13 protein-coding genes and 1 pseudogene are annotated in these 16,149 nt (G+C 67.0%); 7 read left to right on the plus strand and 7 right to left on the minus strand.

The features are described from left to right. The 6 genes and pseudogenes from CRM90_RS22080 to rpmF all read right to left on the minus strand — a co-directional run. Nucleotides 1-190: pseudogene (locus CRM90_RS22080) on the minus strand (MspA family porin); the annotation flags it as partial. Nucleotides 191-870: 680 nt separating this feature from the next. Further along, on the minus strand, nt 871-1,398 hold the full coding sequence (locus CRM90_RS22085; RefSeq protein ID WP_199190000.1) for a MogA/MoaB family molybdenum cofactor biosynthesis protein: 528 nt from the start codon (nt 1,396-1,398) through the stop codon (nt 871-873). 50 nt (nt 1,399-1,448) lie between these two features. Next, the gene (locus CRM90_RS22090) at nt 1,449-2,915 is read right to left on the minus strand and encodes a S1C family serine protease (RefSeq protein ID WP_102809078.1); all 1,467 of its coding nucleotides are present in this window, start codon (nt 2,913-2,915) and stop codon (nt 1,449-1,451) included. 63 nt (nt 2,916-2,978) lie between these two features. Beyond that, on the minus strand, nt 2,979-4,526 hold the full coding sequence (locus CRM90_RS22095) for a HAMP domain-containing sensor histidine kinase (RefSeq protein ID WP_102809079.1): 1,548 nt from the start codon (nt 4,524-4,526) through the stop codon (nt 2,979-2,981). Next, nucleotides 4,526-5,212 carry a response regulator transcription factor gene (locus CRM90_RS22100; RefSeq protein ID WP_036346178.1) on the minus strand — a complete coding sequence of 229 codons (687 nt, stop codon included), beginning with the start codon at nt 5,210-5,212 and terminating at the stop codon, nt 4,526-4,528. The genes CRM90_RS22095 and CRM90_RS22100 overlap by 1 nt, the downstream gene beginning before the upstream one ends. 81 nt (nt 5,213-5,293) lie before the next feature. Further along, the gene (gene rpmF / locus CRM90_RS22105) at nt 5,294-5,467 is read right to left on the minus strand and encodes a 50S ribosomal protein L32 (RefSeq protein ID WP_005139771.1); all 174 of its coding nucleotides are present in this window, start codon (nt 5,465-5,467) and stop codon (nt 5,294-5,296) included. A gap of 246 nt (nt 5,468-5,713) precedes the next feature. Here rpmF and CRM90_RS22110 point away from each other — a divergent pair, with 246 nt between their 5' ends. From CRM90_RS22110 to CRM90_RS22140, 7 genes are all read left to right on the plus strand, one after another. Continuing rightward, entirely contained in the window at nt 5,714-7,396 is a 1,683-nt protein-coding gene (locus tag CRM90_RS22110; RefSeq protein WP_102809146.1) for an acyclic terpene utilization AtuA family protein, read from the plus strand. A 17-nt stretch (nt 7,397-7,413) separates the two neighbouring features. After that, the gene (locus CRM90_RS22115; RefSeq protein ID WP_102809147.1) at nt 7,414-8,571 is read left to right on the plus strand and encodes an acyl-CoA dehydrogenase family protein; all 1,158 of its coding nucleotides are present in this window, start codon (nt 7,414-7,416) and stop codon (nt 8,569-8,571) included. After that, entirely contained in the window at nt 8,568-10,163 is a 1,596-nt protein-coding gene (locus CRM90_RS22120) for an acyl-CoA carboxylase subunit beta (protein WP_102809081.1), read from the plus strand. Before CRM90_RS22115 ends, CRM90_RS22120 begins: the two co-directional genes overlap by 4 nt. A 5-nt stretch (nt 10,164-10,168) precedes the next feature. Continuing rightward, nucleotides 10,169-12,136, plus strand: a complete 1,968-nt coding sequence (locus CRM90_RS22125) for an acetyl/propionyl/methylcrotonyl-CoA carboxylase subunit alpha (protein ID WP_102809082.1) — start codon at nt 10,169-10,171, stop codon at nt 12,134-12,136. Continuing rightward, entirely contained in the window at nt 12,133-13,299 is a 1,167-nt protein-coding gene (locus tag CRM90_RS22130; protein ID WP_102809083.1) for an acyl-CoA dehydrogenase family protein, read from the plus strand. Before CRM90_RS22125 ends, CRM90_RS22130 begins: the two co-directional genes overlap by 4 nt. Before the next feature lie 39 nt (nt 13,300-13,338). Then, nucleotides 13,339-14,106, plus strand: a complete 768-nt coding sequence (locus tag CRM90_RS22135) for an enoyl-CoA hydratase family protein (protein ID WP_199190001.1) — start codon at nt 13,339-13,341, stop codon at nt 14,104-14,106. A gap of 63 nt (nt 14,107-14,169) precedes the next feature. Next, on the plus strand, nt 14,170-14,766 hold the full coding sequence (locus CRM90_RS22140; protein ID WP_102809085.1) for a DUF1707 SHOCT-like domain-containing protein: 597 nt from the start codon (nt 14,170-14,172) through the stop codon (nt 14,764-14,766). Nucleotides 14,767-14,829: 63 nt separating this feature from the next. On the opposite strand, the gene CRM90_RS22145 is transcribed toward CRM90_RS22140, so the two are convergent. Next, the gene (locus tag CRM90_RS22145; RefSeq protein WP_142391419.1) at nt 14,830-16,041 is read right to left on the minus strand and encodes a hypothetical protein; all 1,212 of its coding nucleotides are present in this window, start codon (nt 16,039-16,041) and stop codon (nt 14,830-14,832) included. Nucleotides 16,042-16,149: the final 108 nt, after the last annotated feature.

A 16,149-nucleotide genomic window follows, 5' to 3' on the forward strand; every position in this document is an offset into this window, starting at 1 on the left:
TCAGCCGGTTGCGGTCCAACGGGAACACACCGTTGAGGAAGGTGTCCCACTGCTGCACCGTCATCGTCCGGCCACCGCCGTCGACCAGACTCAGCTCATTATCCAAACCCGCGTGCGAGGTACCTGTCCCGACGAACAACGCCGCGACGGCAGCGATCATCGCCACCAGTACCCGACCGATTACCTTCATGTTCTCCCTAGCTATGTCGACGGCTGACCCGAGGGCTAACCGAGTGTGTTTTCGTGCTCGGGTCACAAGATGCTGACACCGCCCACGGCGCACAGCAGTTCAATGAGAGTCCCTCACACACCGCTCTTACGCTCTGCTCATCGTTGACACGAGGAACATAACGGGATGACATCGGGGCGGCAACGCATAGCGTCGCGGTGCGCCGAACCGGTGTTTGCGCGGGGAAGTTTGCTGGGAAGATAGCCCCGGTTAACCGGGAACTGATTCCGTCGAGCGGAAACGGGCGCGAACCGGGCGGGTCGGCCATCTGACCGGAACCGGCGGCCAACGTCGCGGCGCACCCGGACCTGCCGATCACCACCTGCTGATCATCCGCCGTGGTGCGGCGGGACGTTCTCCCGCAACCACTCGTCCCGGTCTTCGCGGTCGCGATTTGGCTCCGGATCGCGCTCGTCGGAGGACTCCTGGGGCAACTCGGAACCGAAAATCTTGTTAACTGCGATTCGGTTCTCGCGGGGACTGCCCATCACAGGAACCGCAGATTGTGATAAAGATCACAATCTTGATATTTGTGCAGTTCACAGGGTGTTAACACAACGCCTCCGACCCCGGTGGTGATGGTGATAATTGACGTTACGCCGCGGAAATAATTCCTCGCCGGCGCTCCGGGTGAAGCTTGCTTAGATCTCGAGGCTGGACAGCTCACCGATGACATGGGTCGCCAGCGGGTTCAGCGTCGCCATACCGTCGCGGACCGCGTACCGCGAGCCGGCGATGTTGACGACCAATGTGCTGCCGGAAATCCCGGCCAGACCGCGGGACAAGCCCGCGTCGGTGATTCCCGCGGACAGCCCGGAGGCGCGCAACGCCTCCGAGATCCCCAGCAGTTCACGGTCGAGGATCGTCCTGGTGGCTTCCGGCGTCACGTCGCGCGGAGTCACACCCGTACCGCCCACCGACACCACGAGGTCGACACCACCGATCACAGCCGTGTTCAGCGCGTTCCGGATCTCGACCTCGTCGGCGGACACCGCCACAACGCCGTCCACCACGAAACCCGCCTCGGCGAGCAGCTCGGTGACCAACGGCCCGCTGTGGTCCTCCTCATCGCCGTGGGCCGTGCGGTCGTCGACGACGACGACGAGCGCGCGCCCCACCAGCTCCCCTGGCTGTTCCATGGATGTCACCGTATATCTGCCCGGTGACATCCCGGCAGCCGCACCACCGGCTGTCATGGGATGTTCACCCACCACCCGGATCATTGGGCAGCCTTTCCGAGCGTGACCTGCACGGTGCGATCCGAGCCCGACGGGTCCTTGTACGTCAGCGTCACCTGATCGCCGGGCGCCCGTGACCGGACCGCGGCCACCAGTGCGTCGGCGCTACCGATCACCCGGTCGTCGACCTTGGTCACCACCACGCCGTTGGGCAGCCCGGCGGCTGCGGCAGCGCCCCCCTTGGTGACATCGACGATCTTCGCTCCATGTGTCGTGGTGTCATTGCTGACCTGGACACCCAGCGACGCGTGCGTGGCGGTGCCGGTGCTGATCAGCTCGTCGGCGATCCGTTTGGCCTGGGCGACCGGGATCGCGAAGCCAAGGCCGATCGAACCGCTCTGGGCGTCAGGGGAATCGCCACCCATCGTCGCGATCGCGGAGTTCACGCCCACCAGCTCGCCGCTCATATTCACCAGCGCACCACCCGAGTTACCCGGATTGATCGCGGCGTCGGTCTGGATGGCGTCGAGCACCGTGTTCTGGTTGTTGGTGTCACCGCCGGTGGCGACCGGACGGTTCAGTGCGCTGACGATGCCGGTGGTGACGGTGCCCTCCAGGCCGAGCGGCGAACCGACCGCCACCACGTCCTGGCCGACCCGCAGGTTGGCCGACGACCCCAGGCTGATGGGCGTCAGGCCGGACACTCCCTGAGCCCGAACGACGGCGATGTCACTGGCCGGGTCGGTACCCACCACAGTGAAGGGTGCGGTGCGACCGTCGGCGAACGTCACCGTGGTCGTCGGCGCCCCGCCACCCGCGCCACCCTGGCCGCCGGCACCACCTTGGCCGCCGGGCCCGCCGGGACTCCCGGGCATACCCGGGGCTCCGGGCAGACCCGGCGCACCTGGCAGACCCGGGATCGCGGGCGGGACAGAAGCCGGATCGCCCTTGGCCCCGGAAACGACATGGTTGTTGGTCAGGATCAGCCCATCCGAAGACAGGATGATCCCCGAACCCTCCTCGGACTGGCGACCGAACTCGGTCTCGAGCTTGACGACGCTGGGTACCACCTTGGCCGCCACCTGCTCGACCGATCCCACCGGCAGGTTCGCCGCAGGCACGTTGGTTGCCCCGACGGGCGAACCTCCGAGCCCGGAGCCCACCGTCTGATGGTCCGGATGTGCGAGCAGCACCACACCGCCACCGACTCCCGCCGAAACGATCGCGATCGCCAGCGCGCCTGCCACCAATGCGCCTGCGCGCGAGCGAGGGCGCGGGGGCATCGGAGCGTAACCCGCCGCCGTCGGCGTATTTCCTTGCCGCGCAGCCTGATACGGGTCGTACGGTTGCCGGTATTGCTGATGCTGTTGCGCGGTGGCGTAGCGCCAGTCATACGGCTGCTGATAACCGGCTGTCCTCGGCTGGGGTGAATACCCCGGCGCCGCAGGCTGATTCGGCCCCGGGGGCCCGGGCTGCTGCGGCGGCGAGTACCTCGAGTGGTCGGTCATGTCGTCAGGTCGCTCTTCCTGTTCGCAGAATGCTCACAAATGCTCACCACAGCTTGCCTTGCACTACTGAGAATCGACTGAGATAACACTCGGTCCAACGTTGGGTTTTTTCTCATGAAAGCGGCGATCACCATTGGTCCTGGCGATTGTGGCCGTGTTTTCGCTTTCGGCTGAATCGTCGTCTCGGTAGGCTTCCGCGGAGATTGGCAGACCCGGCAGCAGGACGAAGAACGACGTGCCCGGCGGCTGTCTGCCGGGAACCGTTTCTCCGATGCGGATCATGCCCCCGTGCTTGACCACGACCTGTTTGACGATCGCCAGGCCCAGCCCGGACCCGGGCATCGCCCGCGCCGACGCCGACCGGTAGAACCGCTCGAAGACCAGGCCGCGTTCATGCGGGGGGATTCCCGGCCCGTAATCGGACACCACGAGTTCGGCGTGGGCGGCGTCCACCTGACGAAGCCGCACGCCGACGTGCGCACCCGACGGGCTCCACTTCGCCGCGTTGTCAAGCAGATTGACCACCGCCCGGGACAGTCCGGCCGGATCGCCATAGACCTGCCATCCGACGACGTCGACGTCGAACTGGACATCGTTGCGGCGCCTGCGCGCCCTTTCCAGACTGCGATCGACGATGTCACTGAGATCGACCGCCTCGTGGACCAGTCCGCCGGCATCCTCACGGGTCAGGTCGACGAGATCGCCTACCAGAGTGGACAGCTCCTCGATCTGCCCGATCACATCGGTGCGCAGGTCGGCCATCTCGCTCTCCGGCAGCCGCGGGGCACCCGGTTTCATCGATGCCATCAGCAGCTCGACGTTGGTTCGCAGTGAGGTCAGCGGTGTGCGCAGCTCGTGGCCGGCGTCCGCAACCAGCCGGGCCTGCCGCTCGCGGGATTCGGTCAGCGCGCGCAGCATCGTGTTGAACGTCTCGGTGAGCCTGGCGAGTTCGTCACTGCCGAACACCGGGATGGGACGCAGGTCATCGGTGCGCGCCACCCGTTCGGCGGCCTCGGTGAGCCGGGCCACCGGCCGCAGACCGGTGCGCGCCACCATCCCGCCGGCGATCGCGGCGACCACGACGCCGATGCCGCCCACCGCCAGCAGGACCCATTTCAGTTTGGTCATCACCGCATTGGTGGGAGCCAGGCTCTTGGAGATGAGCAGTGATCTGTTGTCGGGCAAGTGAACCGCCAGCACCCGCTGGTTGCCGACGGTGCGGCGAGACATCAACAGCTCGCCGTCGATGACGGATTTCTCCGGCTCGCCGACGGGCAGCTTCTGGCCCTGCTGATTCGCGGTGTACGTCGAACGCCCCGGGTTGACCAGCATCGCGTTGACGTCGGAATACGCGGTGCCTTCGATGGCCTTACCGGGGTCGGCTTGCAGGGAACCGCTGGCGATCAGAAGGCTCGCGCGGCTCTGCAGCTGGTTGTCGATGTCGGTATAGAGCGCGGCGGACACCACGGCGTACACCGCGACCGCCATCAGCACCACGACCATCGCCACCATGGACATGGCCAGCAGCATCACCCGCCATCGCAATGACAACGATGACGTCGGCTCTTCCGGCGCCCGCTCAGCCCGCGCGCGCCGCCTCAGTGGTGACATCAGGGCGGTGTCTCACGCAGCACGTAGCCCACACCCCGCACGGTGTGGATCAGCCGCGGCTCTCCTTCCGCTTCAGTCTTTCGGCGTAGGTAGCCGACGTATACCTCCAGCGCATTGCCCGAGGTCGGGAAGTCGAAACCCCACACCTCCTCGAGAATGCGGCTGCGGGTGAGCACCCGACGCGGATTGGCGATCAACATCTCCAGCAACGCGAACTCGGTGCGGGTCAAGCTGATGGCGCGTTTGCCGCGATGCACCTCGCGGGTCACCGGGTCGAGCGTCAGATCGCCGAACGTCATCACCGCGGAATCGGACTGCTCCTCGGGACCGGTCCGGCGCAGCAGCGCACGCATCCGGGCCAGCAACTCTTCGAGGGCGAACGGCTTGGGCAGATAGTCATCGGCACCGGCGTCCAGGCCGGCCACCCGCTCGGACACCGAGTCACGAGCGGTCAGAACCAGGATCGGAAGATCGTCGCCCGTGCTGCGCAGCTGGCGACAAACCTCGAGGCCGTCCAGCCGGGGCATCATCACGTCGAGCACGAGCGCATCGGGCCGGTCATTGGCGATCGCGTCGAGAGCTTCGACGCCGTCCTGCGCCAGGTCTACCGAATATCCATTGAAGGAAAGAGACCGGCGGAGCGACTCGCGCACAGCGCGATCATCATCAACGACAAGTATTCGCACAGCCACAGTCTCAACCCAACGCCTGAGATTGGCCTGAGAGGCACGCCGCGCGAGCAGGCAATTCGCGGCCGGCGAACGGCGTCAGCGCTTGTCGAGATCGATCAGTCCGAGGCGCGCGGCCTTGAGCAACCGGCGGGGAACCTTGTGCTGGCGACCGCCGACGGAAACGTTGACCAGACCGGTGGCCTCGGCCTTCCACTGCGCGCGCCGACTGCGGGTGTTCGCGCGCGACATTCTGCGCTTGGGCACAGCCATGACGTGCTTCTCCTTGATCAGGGGTGTCGCCGCGCAGAGACTCTGACATGCCGACGGCCAACAATTACATCTCAGGATAGCCGCTCACCTGCGTCGGCTCCAAAACACCCGGGACGAGTGCTCTGAACCCTTGACGGGGAACCGGCGGTCCCAAGTAACCTACCGGTTGGTTGGTTCGGCGGGTAGGAGCGGAGCGACCCGGAATCGGGTGCCAGTGAAGGGAAGACAGCGCGCGTGGCAGATGCGGTGCGGATCGGTAACTGTTCGGGCTTCTATGGTGACCGCATCGGCGCCATGCGCGAGATGCTCACCGGCGGCGAACTCGACTACCTGACCGGCGACTACCTGGCCGAGCTCACGATGCTCATTCTCGGCCGGGACAAGATGAAGAATCCCGATCGTGGCTACGCCAAGACCTTCCTGACCCAGCTCGAGGAATGCCTCGGACTCGCCATCGAACGCGGGGTCCGCATCGTCGCCAACGCCGGCGGCCTCAACCCGGCCGGACTGGCCGACGCAGTTCGCGGGCTGGCCGAGCGGCTGGGCATTCAGGCAAAGGTCGCCCACGTCGAAGGCGACGATCTTCTCCCCCGTGCCGGCGATCTGGGGCTGGGCTCGCCATTGACCGCCAACGCCTATCTGGGGGCCTGGGGCATCGTCGACTGCCTGCACGCGGGGGCCGACATCGTGGTGACCGGCCGGGTCACCGACGCCTCGGTGGTGGTGGGTCCGGCCGCGGCACATTTCGGCTGGGGCCGCGCCGACTACGACCGGCTGGCCGGCGCGGTGGTGGCGGGCCACGTCATCGAATGCGGAGCGCAGGCCACCGGCGGCAACTACTCGTTCTTCACCGAGATCGCCGACCTGGGTCATGCCGGTTTCCCGCTGGCCGAAGTCCACGCCGACGGGTCCTCGGTGATCACCAAACACTCCAGGACCGGCGGGCAGGTCAGCGTCGGCACCGTCACCGCGCAGCTGCTCTACGAAATCGGCGGTGCCCGCTACGCCAACCCCGACGTCACGGCCCGGTTCGACACGATCGCGCTGTCCGGCGACGGCCCCGACCGCGTCCGAATCAGCGGCGTCCGCGGCGAGCCGCCGCCCCCGTCGCTGAAGGTCTCGCTGAACAGCATCGGCGGGTTCCGCAACGCGGTGACGTTCGTGCTCACCGGGCTGGACATCGAGGCCAAGGCCGCCCTGGTGCGCAGCCAACTGGAGTCGGCCCTGCGCGTGAAGCCAGCCGAGATGGGCTGGACGCTGGCCCGCACCGACCATGTCGACGCCGACACCGAGGAGGCGGCCAGCGCGCTGCTGAGTTGTGTCGTGCGCGACCCGGACCCCACGGCAGTCGGTCGTCAATTCTCCTCGGCCGCAGTCGAACTCGCACTCGCGTCCTATCCGGGCTTCACCTCGACCGCGCCCCCGGGCGACGGGCAGGTCTACGGCGTGTTCACCGCCGGCTACGTGCCTGCGACCGAGGTCGAGCAGGTTGCGGTGCGACCGGATGGCGGCCGCGCCGGCATCGCCCCCGCCGCGACCACCGTGGAACTGGCCGCCGTCGACACTCCGCCGCTGCCTGAGCCACCGGCACCGGGACCGACCCGGCGGGTGCCGCTCGGCGCGATCGCCGGGGCGCGCAGCGGCGACAAGGGCGGCGCGGCCAATGTCGGTGTGTGGGTACGCACCGACGAGCAGTGGCGCTGGCTGGCGCACACGCTGACCGTCGACAGGCTGCGCGAACTGCTCCCGGAGACAAAAGATCTCCCGATTGCCCGGCACCTGCTGACGAACCTGCGGGCGGTGAACTTCGTCATCGACGGCATCCTCGGGCAGGGCGTCGCCTATCAAGCACGATTCGACCCGCAAGCGAAAGGTCTCGGCGAGTGGCTGCGAAGCCGGCACATCGACATCCCGGAAGAGCTTCTGTGAACACCGGAAGAGCTTCTGTGAACATCTGGAACACCCCCGAACGTCAGCAGCTGCGGAAAACCGTACGCAGCTTTGCCGAACGCGAGATCCTGCCGCACATCGAGGAATGGGAGCGCGCCGGGGAACTTCCCCGCGACCTGCACCGACGCGCCGCGGCTGCGGGTCTGCTGGGCGCCGACCTCCCGGAGTCGGTCGGCGGCGGCGGTGGAGACGCCGCGGACTCGCTGATCATTTGCGAGCAACTACACGAATCCGGCACTCCCGGAGGCGTTTTCGCCTCGCTGTTCACCTGCGGTATCGCCGTTCCGCACATGGCCGCCACCGGCGATGAGCGGCTGATCGAGGCGTACGTGCGCCCGACCCTGCGCGGCGAGTTGATCGGCTCGCTGGCGATCACCGAACCCGGCGGCGGCTCCGATGTCGGCCACTTGCGGACAACGGCCAGTCGGACCGGTGACGAATACGTGGTCAACGGCGCGAAGACCTACATCACCTCCGGAGTGCGGGCCGATTACGTCGTCACCGCCGTCCGCACCGGCGGGCCGGAACTTCCGGGAGCGGCAGGGGTTTCTCTTCTGGTCGTGGACAAGGGCACACCAGGTTTCGACGTAACCCGGCGGCTGGACAAGATGGGCTGGCGCTCCTCCGACACTGCCGAGCTGTCGTATACCGACGCCCGGGTCGCGGCGGCCAACCTCGTCGGCGCCGAGAACACCGGCTTCGCACAGATCGCACAGGCCTTCGTCTCCGAGCGCATCGGCCTTGCGGCTCAGGCCTATTCGTCGGCGCAACGTTGCCTGGACCTGACTCTGCAATGGTGCCGGGACCGCGAGACGTTCGGCAGGCCGCTGATCTCCCGGCAGGCCGTGCAGAACACCCTGGCCGAGATGGCACGGCGTATCGACGTGGCGCGGGTGTATTCGCGCCATGTGGTGGAACGGCAACTGGCCGGGGAGGCCAATCTCATCGCTGAAGTGTGTTTCGCGAAGAACACCGCGGTGGAGGCCGGCGAATGGGTGGCCCACCAAGCCGTTCAGCTCTTCGGAGGGATGGGGTACATGACCGAGTGCGAGGTCGAACGCCAATACCGGGACATGCGAATCCTGGGTATCGGCGGTGGAACCACCGAAATCCTCACCGGCCTGGCCGCCAAGGCACTTGGATACCAGGCATGACCGTCCTGTACTCCACCCTCGACCCGACGGCACCCACCTACCTGGAGGCAGCCGAGGCGATGACCGCGAAGCTCGCCGAGATCGACGGCGAGCTGGCGAAAGCACTGTCCGGTGGCGGTCCCAAGTATGTCGACCGGCACCACGCGCGCGGGAAGCTCACCGCCCGCGAGCGCATCGAGTTACTGGTCGACCCTGATTCGCCGTTCCTCGAACTGTGCCCACTGGCCGCATACGGCAGCGACTTTCAGGTCGGCGCCAGCCTGGTGACCGGCATCGGCGTGGTGGAAGGTGTCGAGTGTCTGCTGGTCGCCAACGATCCCACCGTCAAAGGTGGCACCAGTAACCCCTGGACGCTGAAGAAGATCCTGCGGGCCAACCAGGTGGCCTTCGAGAACCGGCTGCCGGTGATCTCCCTGGTGGAGTCCGGCGGCGCGGATCTACCGACGCAGAAAGAGATCTTCATCCCGGGCGGTCAGATGTTCCGCGACCTGACCCGGCTGTCCGCGGCGGGCATCCCGACGATCGCGCTGGTGTTCGGCAACTCCACCGCCGGCGGCGCCTACATCCCCGGCATGTCCGATCACGTGGTGATGATCAAGGAACGCTCGAAGGTGTTCCTGGCCGGGCCGCCGCTGGTCAAGATGGCCACCGGCGAGGAGTCCGACGATGAGTCGCTCGGTGGCGCCGAAATGCACGCCAGGGTATCGGGTTTGGGTGATTACCTTGCCGTCGACGAAGTCGATGCCATCCGGATCGGCCGGCTCATCGTCGCCCGGCTGAACTGGACCAAGCAGGGCCCGGCACCGCGCCCGGTCACCCCGCCGCTCGCCGACCCCGACGAACTGCTGGGCATCGTGTCCGCCGATCTGCGAATCCCGTTCGATCCGCGCGAGGTGATCGCGCGCATCGTCGACGGCTCGGACTTCGACGAGTTCAAAGCCATGTACGGCCCGTCACTGGTGACCGGCTGGGCAACCCTGCACGGCTACCCGGTGGGCATCCTGGCCAACGCGCGCGGCGTGCTGTTCAGCGAGGAGTCGCAGAAAGCCACCCAGTTCATCCAGCTGGCCAACCGGTCCAACACGCCACTGCTGTTCCTGCACAACACAACCGGGTACATGGTCGGCAAGGCGTACGAGGAAGGCGGGATGATCAAGCACGGCTCGATGATGATCAACGCCGTGTCCAACTCGCGCGTCCCGCACATCTCGCTGCTGATCGGCGCCTCCTACGGGGCCGGCCACTACGGCATGTGCGGCCGCGCCTACGACCCGCGCTTCCTGTTCGCCTGGCCCAGCGCCAAATCCGCGGTGATGGGCGGTGCCCAGCTGGCCGGCGTCCTGTCCATCGTGAACCGTGCGGCCACCGAGGCCCGCGGCGGCGTCGTTGACGAGGCCGCCGATGCCGCGTTACGGGCCGCGGTCGAGGCGCAGATCGAAGCCGAGTCGCTGCCGATGTTCCTGTCCGGCCGCATCTACGACGACGGGGTGATCGATCCGCGGGACACCCGCACCGTCTTGGGAATGTGTCTGTCCGCCATAGCCAATGCACCGATCGAGGGGACGTCGAACTTCGGCGTCTTCCGGATGTGAGCCCCATGATCACTCGAGTTCTCGTTGCCAACCGCGGCGAAATCGCCCGCCGGGTGTTCGCCACCTGCCGCCGGCTCGGCGTCGGCACGGTGGCCGTCTACACGGACCCGGACGTCGACGCGCCCCACGTCGCCGAAGCCGACGCCCGGGTGCGACTCGACGGTTACCTCCACGCCGCGCAGATCATCGCGGCCGCGCAGACCTCGGGCGCCGACGCGATCCACCCCGGCTACGGGTTCCTGTCCGAGAACGCTGATTTCGCGAAGTCCGTCATCGACGCCGGGTTGACGTGGATCGGTCCGCCGGTGGCCGCCGTCGCGTCGATGGGCTCGAAGATCGAGGCGAAGAAGATGATGGCCGCCGCGGGAGTGCCGGTTCTCGAGGAGCTCGACCCGTCGACGGTCACCGCAGCACAACTGCCCGTGCTGGTGAAGGCGTCGGCAGGCGGCGGCGGCCGCGGCATGCGGGTGGTGACCGGCCTCGCCGAACTGCCAGGTCAGGTGGAAGCGGCCCAGCGCGAGGCGCAGTCGGCGTTCGGCGATCCGACGGTGTTCTGCGAGCGATACCTGGCAGGAGGCCACCACGTCGAAGTGCAGGTCCTCGCCGATCGGCACGGCACGGTCTGGGCGGTCGGCGAGCGGGAATGCTCCATCCAGCGCAGGCACCAGAAGATCATCGAGGAAGCGCCCTCCCCGTTGGTCGAACGCATTGCGGGTATGCGGGAGAGGTTGTTCGACGCCGCCCGGCTGGCGGCCGGCGCTATCGGCTACACCGGTGCGGGCACCGTGGAGTTCCTGGCCGACGACGAGGGTGAGTTCTACTTCCTGGAGATGAACACCCGGCTTCAGGTCGAACATCCCGTCACCGAACTCACCACCGGCCTGGACCTCGTCGAGCTTCAGCTGGCGGTGGCCGACGGCGAGCAGCTCGGCGCACAACCCCCGGCCGCCCGCGGCCACTCGATCGAGGCCCGCATCTATGCCGAAGATCCCGCCAAGAACTGGCAACCCCAGGCCGGGCGGGTTCACCAGTTCGAGGTGCCCGGCGTGACAACCACTTTCGGCCTCATCGCCGACACCGGTATCCGGCTGGACTCCGGCATCGACGACCGGGCGACGGTGTCGATCCACTACGACCCCATGCTGGCCAAGGTGATCTCGTACGCCCACACCCGGCAACGCGCCGCCCGGGTGCTCGCCGCCGCACTTGCCGGTGCCCGGCTGCACGGCATCCGCACCAACCGCGACCTGCTCGTCAATGTCCTTCGCCACCAGAGCTTCCTGGACGGAGCCACCGACACCGCGTTCTTCGACACCCACGGCCTGCCCGATCTGGCCCGGCCGCTCGCCGACGACCGTGCGACACGGCTTTCCGCTGTCGCCGCCGCACTGGCCGATGCCGCAGGCAACCGCGCCGGCGCACGGGTATTGGGCGAGATTCCCAGCGGCTGGCGCAACGTCGTGTCCGGCAATCAGCTCAAGAGCTACTCGGCCGGCGAGCAGGAGCACCGGGTCAGCTATCGGTTCACCCGCGCCGGGGTGGTCCTGCCCGACGATCCCGGGGTGACCGTGTTGTCGGCGCAGCCCGGCCAGGTCGTGCTGGCCGACGACGCGGGGGTCGCCACCGCTTTCAGTGTGAGCCGTTATGGCACAGAGGTATTCGTGGACTCGCCACGGGGACCGGTCGCGTTGACTGCCGTGCCCAGATTCCCCGAACCGGGCAGAGGGGTCGAGAAGGGATCGTTGCTGGCTCCCATGCCGGGCGCGGTGATCCGGCTGGGCGCGGGCCTGGGTGACACGGTCACACTCGGTCAGCCGCTGGTGTGGCTGGAGGCGATGAAGATGGAACACACGATCACCGCGCCAGCCGATGGCGTGGTGACCCAACTGGAGGTCAGCGTCGGCCAGCAGGTCGATGTGGGGACCGTCCTAGCCCGGGTGGAGAGCCCGGACACCGGAGAGGGAGACACATGACGGACACCGGCTTCATCGAGAGTGCCGAACGCCAGGAGCTGCGTAAGGCCGTCGGCGCGATGGCGGCGAGCTACGGCTCGGACTACTACCTGGCCAAGGCCCGCGCCGGCGAGCACACCGACGAATTGTGGTCCGAGGCAGCCAAACTCGGCTTCGTCGGGGTCAACCTTCCGGAGGAGTACGGCGGCGGCGGCGCAGGCATGTACGAGCTGTCCCTGGTGATGGAGGAGATGGCCGCCCACGGCTGCGCGCTGCTGATGCTGGTGGTGTCACCGGCGATCAACGGGACCATCATCAGCAAGTTCGGCACCGACGACCAGAAGAAGCGCTGGCTGCCCGGTATTGCCGACGGTTCGATCACCATGGCCTTCGCCATCACCGAACCCGACGCGGGCTCGAACTCCCACAAGATCACCACCACCGCACGCCGCGACGGCAGCGACTGGGTTCTGTCCGGCCAGAAGGTCTACATCTCCGGTGTCGACCAGGCCCAGGCGGTGCTGGTCGTCGGCCGCACCGAAGAAGCCAAGACCGGCAACCTCAAGCCGGCGTTGTTCATCGTGCCGACCGACACCCCGGGCTTCTCGTTCACCAAGATCGACATGGAGATCGTCAGTCCGGAAAGCCAATTCCAGGTCTTCATCGACGATGTCCGGCTGCCCGCGGATGCGCTGGTCGGTTCGGAGGACGCCGCGATCGCGCAGCTGTTCGCCGGCCTGAACCCGGAACGAATCATGGGTGCGGCCAACGCGATCGGTGCGGGACGCCACGTGCTCGGCAAGGCGGCCGAGTACGTCAAGACCCGCCAGGTGTGGAAGACGCCGATCGGCGCGCACCAGGGCATCGCGCATCCGTTGGCGCAGAACTACATCGAGATCGAACTCGCGAAGCTGATGATGCAGAAGGCTGCCGCGCTGTATGACGCCGGCGACGACTTCGGCGCCGCCGAAGCCGCCAACATGGCCAAGTACGCCGCGGGCGAGGCGTCCACCAAGGCCGTCGACCAGGCTGTGCAGTCCCTCGGCGGCAACGGGCTCACCAAGGAGTACGGCGTCGCGTCGATGCTCACCGCGTCCCGGCTGGCGCGTATCGCGCCGGTCAGCCGGGAGATGATCCTCAACTTCGTCGCTCAGACGTCGCTCGGCCTGCCCCGGTCTTACTGATGACGCGGCGGGCAGGAGCGAAGCGACATGGGGAGTGAGATGAACCGGCTCGTCTCCTACGCCGTCGACGGTCACGTAGCCCGGCTGACGCTCGACTCCCCGCACAACCGCAACGCGCTGTCCACCCGACTGGTGGAGCAGTTGCATGCCGGACTGCGCGCGGCGGCGACCGACCCGGCGGTACGGACCGTGGTGCTGGGTCACACCGGCGGCACGTTCTGTGCCGGTGCCGACCTGAGCGAAGCGTCGGACGGCGACCCGTTCGAGATGACCGCCGCGCGGGGTCGCGAGATGGCGGCGCTGCTGCGGGCGATTGTCGAATCACCGATGCCTGTGGTGGCGGCCATCGACGGTCACGTCCGGGCCGGCGGTCTCGGGCTGGTGGGGGCGTGCGACATCGCGGTCGCAGGCCCGCGCAGCACGTTCGCACTGACCGAGGCGCGCATCGGGGTGGCTCCTGCTGTCATTTCTCTGACATTGCTGCCGAAGATGACGGCGCGCGCGGCGGCCCGCTACTACCTCACGGGTGAGACGTTCACCGCACCGACAGCCGCCGAGATCGGCGTGATCACGCTGGCCGCCGACGACGTGGAGGCTGCGGTCGCGGGCATCGTGACCGACCTGGGGCGTGGCTCACCGCAGGGGCTGGCGGCATCGAAAGCACTGACCACAGCCGATGTTCTAGCCCGCTTCGACCGCGACGCCGAGGACTTGGCCACGGAATCGGCCCGGCTGTTCGTCTCCGAGGAAGCTCACGAAGGGATGCTCGCGTTTCTGCAGAAACGCCCGCCACGCTGGGTGCGATAACACAGCGTGAGAGAACAGCGAACGCTCTTGCGGTTGCCGACCAGAGTCGTACCCTCGTAAGCGATGAGCAACTTGACACCACGGGACGCATCGACGCGGGCTGCTGATACAGACCGCATCCAGGTTGCCCAACTGCTCTCCGAGGCCGCCTCCCGGGGCCGTCTGGCGCTCACTGAATACGAGCAACGGTTGGCGAAGGCATACGCCGCGCAAACCTATGAGGACCTCGATCGGCTCACCGAGGACCTGCCGGAGGCTGCCGACGCGTCGAACCGGCGTGGCGCTTCGAAGCCGGCACCCAAGACGCTCTTGTTGGCGATCCTCAGCGGGTTCGAGCGCCGCGGCCGATGGAACGTTCCCGGCCGCATCACGACCTTCACGCTGTTAGGCGGCGGCGTCATCGATTTGCGCTACGCCGATTTCACGTCGGCGAACGTGGAGATTCACGCGTATTCGATCATGGGTGGCCAGACCATCCTGCTTCCGCCGGAGATCACTGTGGAGGTCCACGGAGTGGGCGTGATGGGTGGGTTCGACCACGACGTCGACGGCCCGGGTACACCGGGGGCACCGAAAGTCACCATCCGCGGCTTCTCGTTGTGGGGCGGCGTCGGCATCAAACGCAAGAACCGCAAGCCCAACGCACCCGAATCACGCTGACCTGGCCGCAACAACGTCGGCCCCTTCCAATCGGAAGGGGCCGACGTTGTTGGTGCAGGTGTGTTACTTCGCGCTTTTGCCTGAGCCCGAGCTGCTCGAGGACGAGCTCGACGACGAGGACGAGTCGCTCGACGAGCTGGAGTCCGACTTGGTCTTCTTGCCTCCGCCGAGGGCGTCCGAGATCCGCTTGCCGATCTTGGCGAGCGGGTTCTGCGGCTTGGCCGGCTTGGTGCTCGGCTTGGTCGACGACGTCGGGGCCTTGGGGGCCACCGCACCGGTCGACTTCGCTGGGGTGGTGGCACTGTCGTCGGTCGACGTGGTGGTGTCAGTCGACGTAGTGGTGTCGGTCGACGTGGTGGTGTCGGTCGACGAGCCGGCGCTCTCGGTGGATGAGCCGCCGCTGTCGGTCGTGCCCTCGGACTCGGTCTTGACCTCGGCGGCCGTCGTCTTGGCGGTCGACTTCGACGCCGCCGACGACGCGGTGGTTGTGGTGATGCCGGCCGCGGACTTCACGGCCGTCTCGAGACCCTTGATGTCGTTCTGAATGGTCGCGGCTGCCGCACTGACGGCACCGCTGAGTGCTGCCCCCGAGGGTGCACCGGGCAGATTGTCCGAGATCGACGTTGACACGTAGGCCAAGATCGCCGACAGGCCGTTGGTGCTGTAGCTGAAGCCGGCGCCGGTGGTGGGGTTGTAGTCCGGCGTCTGCCCGTAGAAGAACAGGCTGGCCAGGATGCCGCCACCGAGCTTCACCGGGCCCAGATCGAAGGTTGGGACCAGCTGTGCGGCCGACGAGACGATCGAATTGATGACGTTCGGGATGCCGTAGTAGAACGTCGCCTGCGCGGCCTGGAAGATCGGCGAGCTGGTGCCGAAGAGCTCACCGGCGCCCACGTAGGGAATCGAGGGAGCGCCGATCTCGAAGTAGTAGTTGTCGAGGTCGAAGCCGGGGATGAACGTCTCGGCGGCGTTGTCGACCAGGTAGTACAGCACACCCGAGGCGCCGCTGACGTAGATGTCGCTCACGCCCGGGTAGTAGGTGTTGTCGGTCTGGATGTAGCCGCCCCATCCGAACCAGTAGGCGTCGTTGATGCCCTGGATGGTGATGTCGGTGATCGCCGTCAGCTCGTACTTGGCCGTCGACAGCGGCAGGGGGGTGGAGGCACCCAGCGCGATGTCGTGAGTCGGAAGGTACGCCGGTGAGACGGCGACGATGGCAGCTGCACTGGCCAGTGCCGCGCCGGTCACCAGGAAAGGCCGAGTCCTTGACGCCATTGCTAATTCCCCTTGTTGGTGCGGTTCGCCAGGGTCGTGACGAACTCGGTGCTTTGCTGATACGAATCTTAGAAGATCCTGATAGATACTAAGGGGCTGTTTGCCCCT

The organism is Mycobacterium sp. ENV421, from assembly GCF_002887815.1.
Lineage (GTDB): Bacteria > Actinomycetota > Actinomycetes > Mycobacteriales > Mycobacteriaceae > Mycobacterium.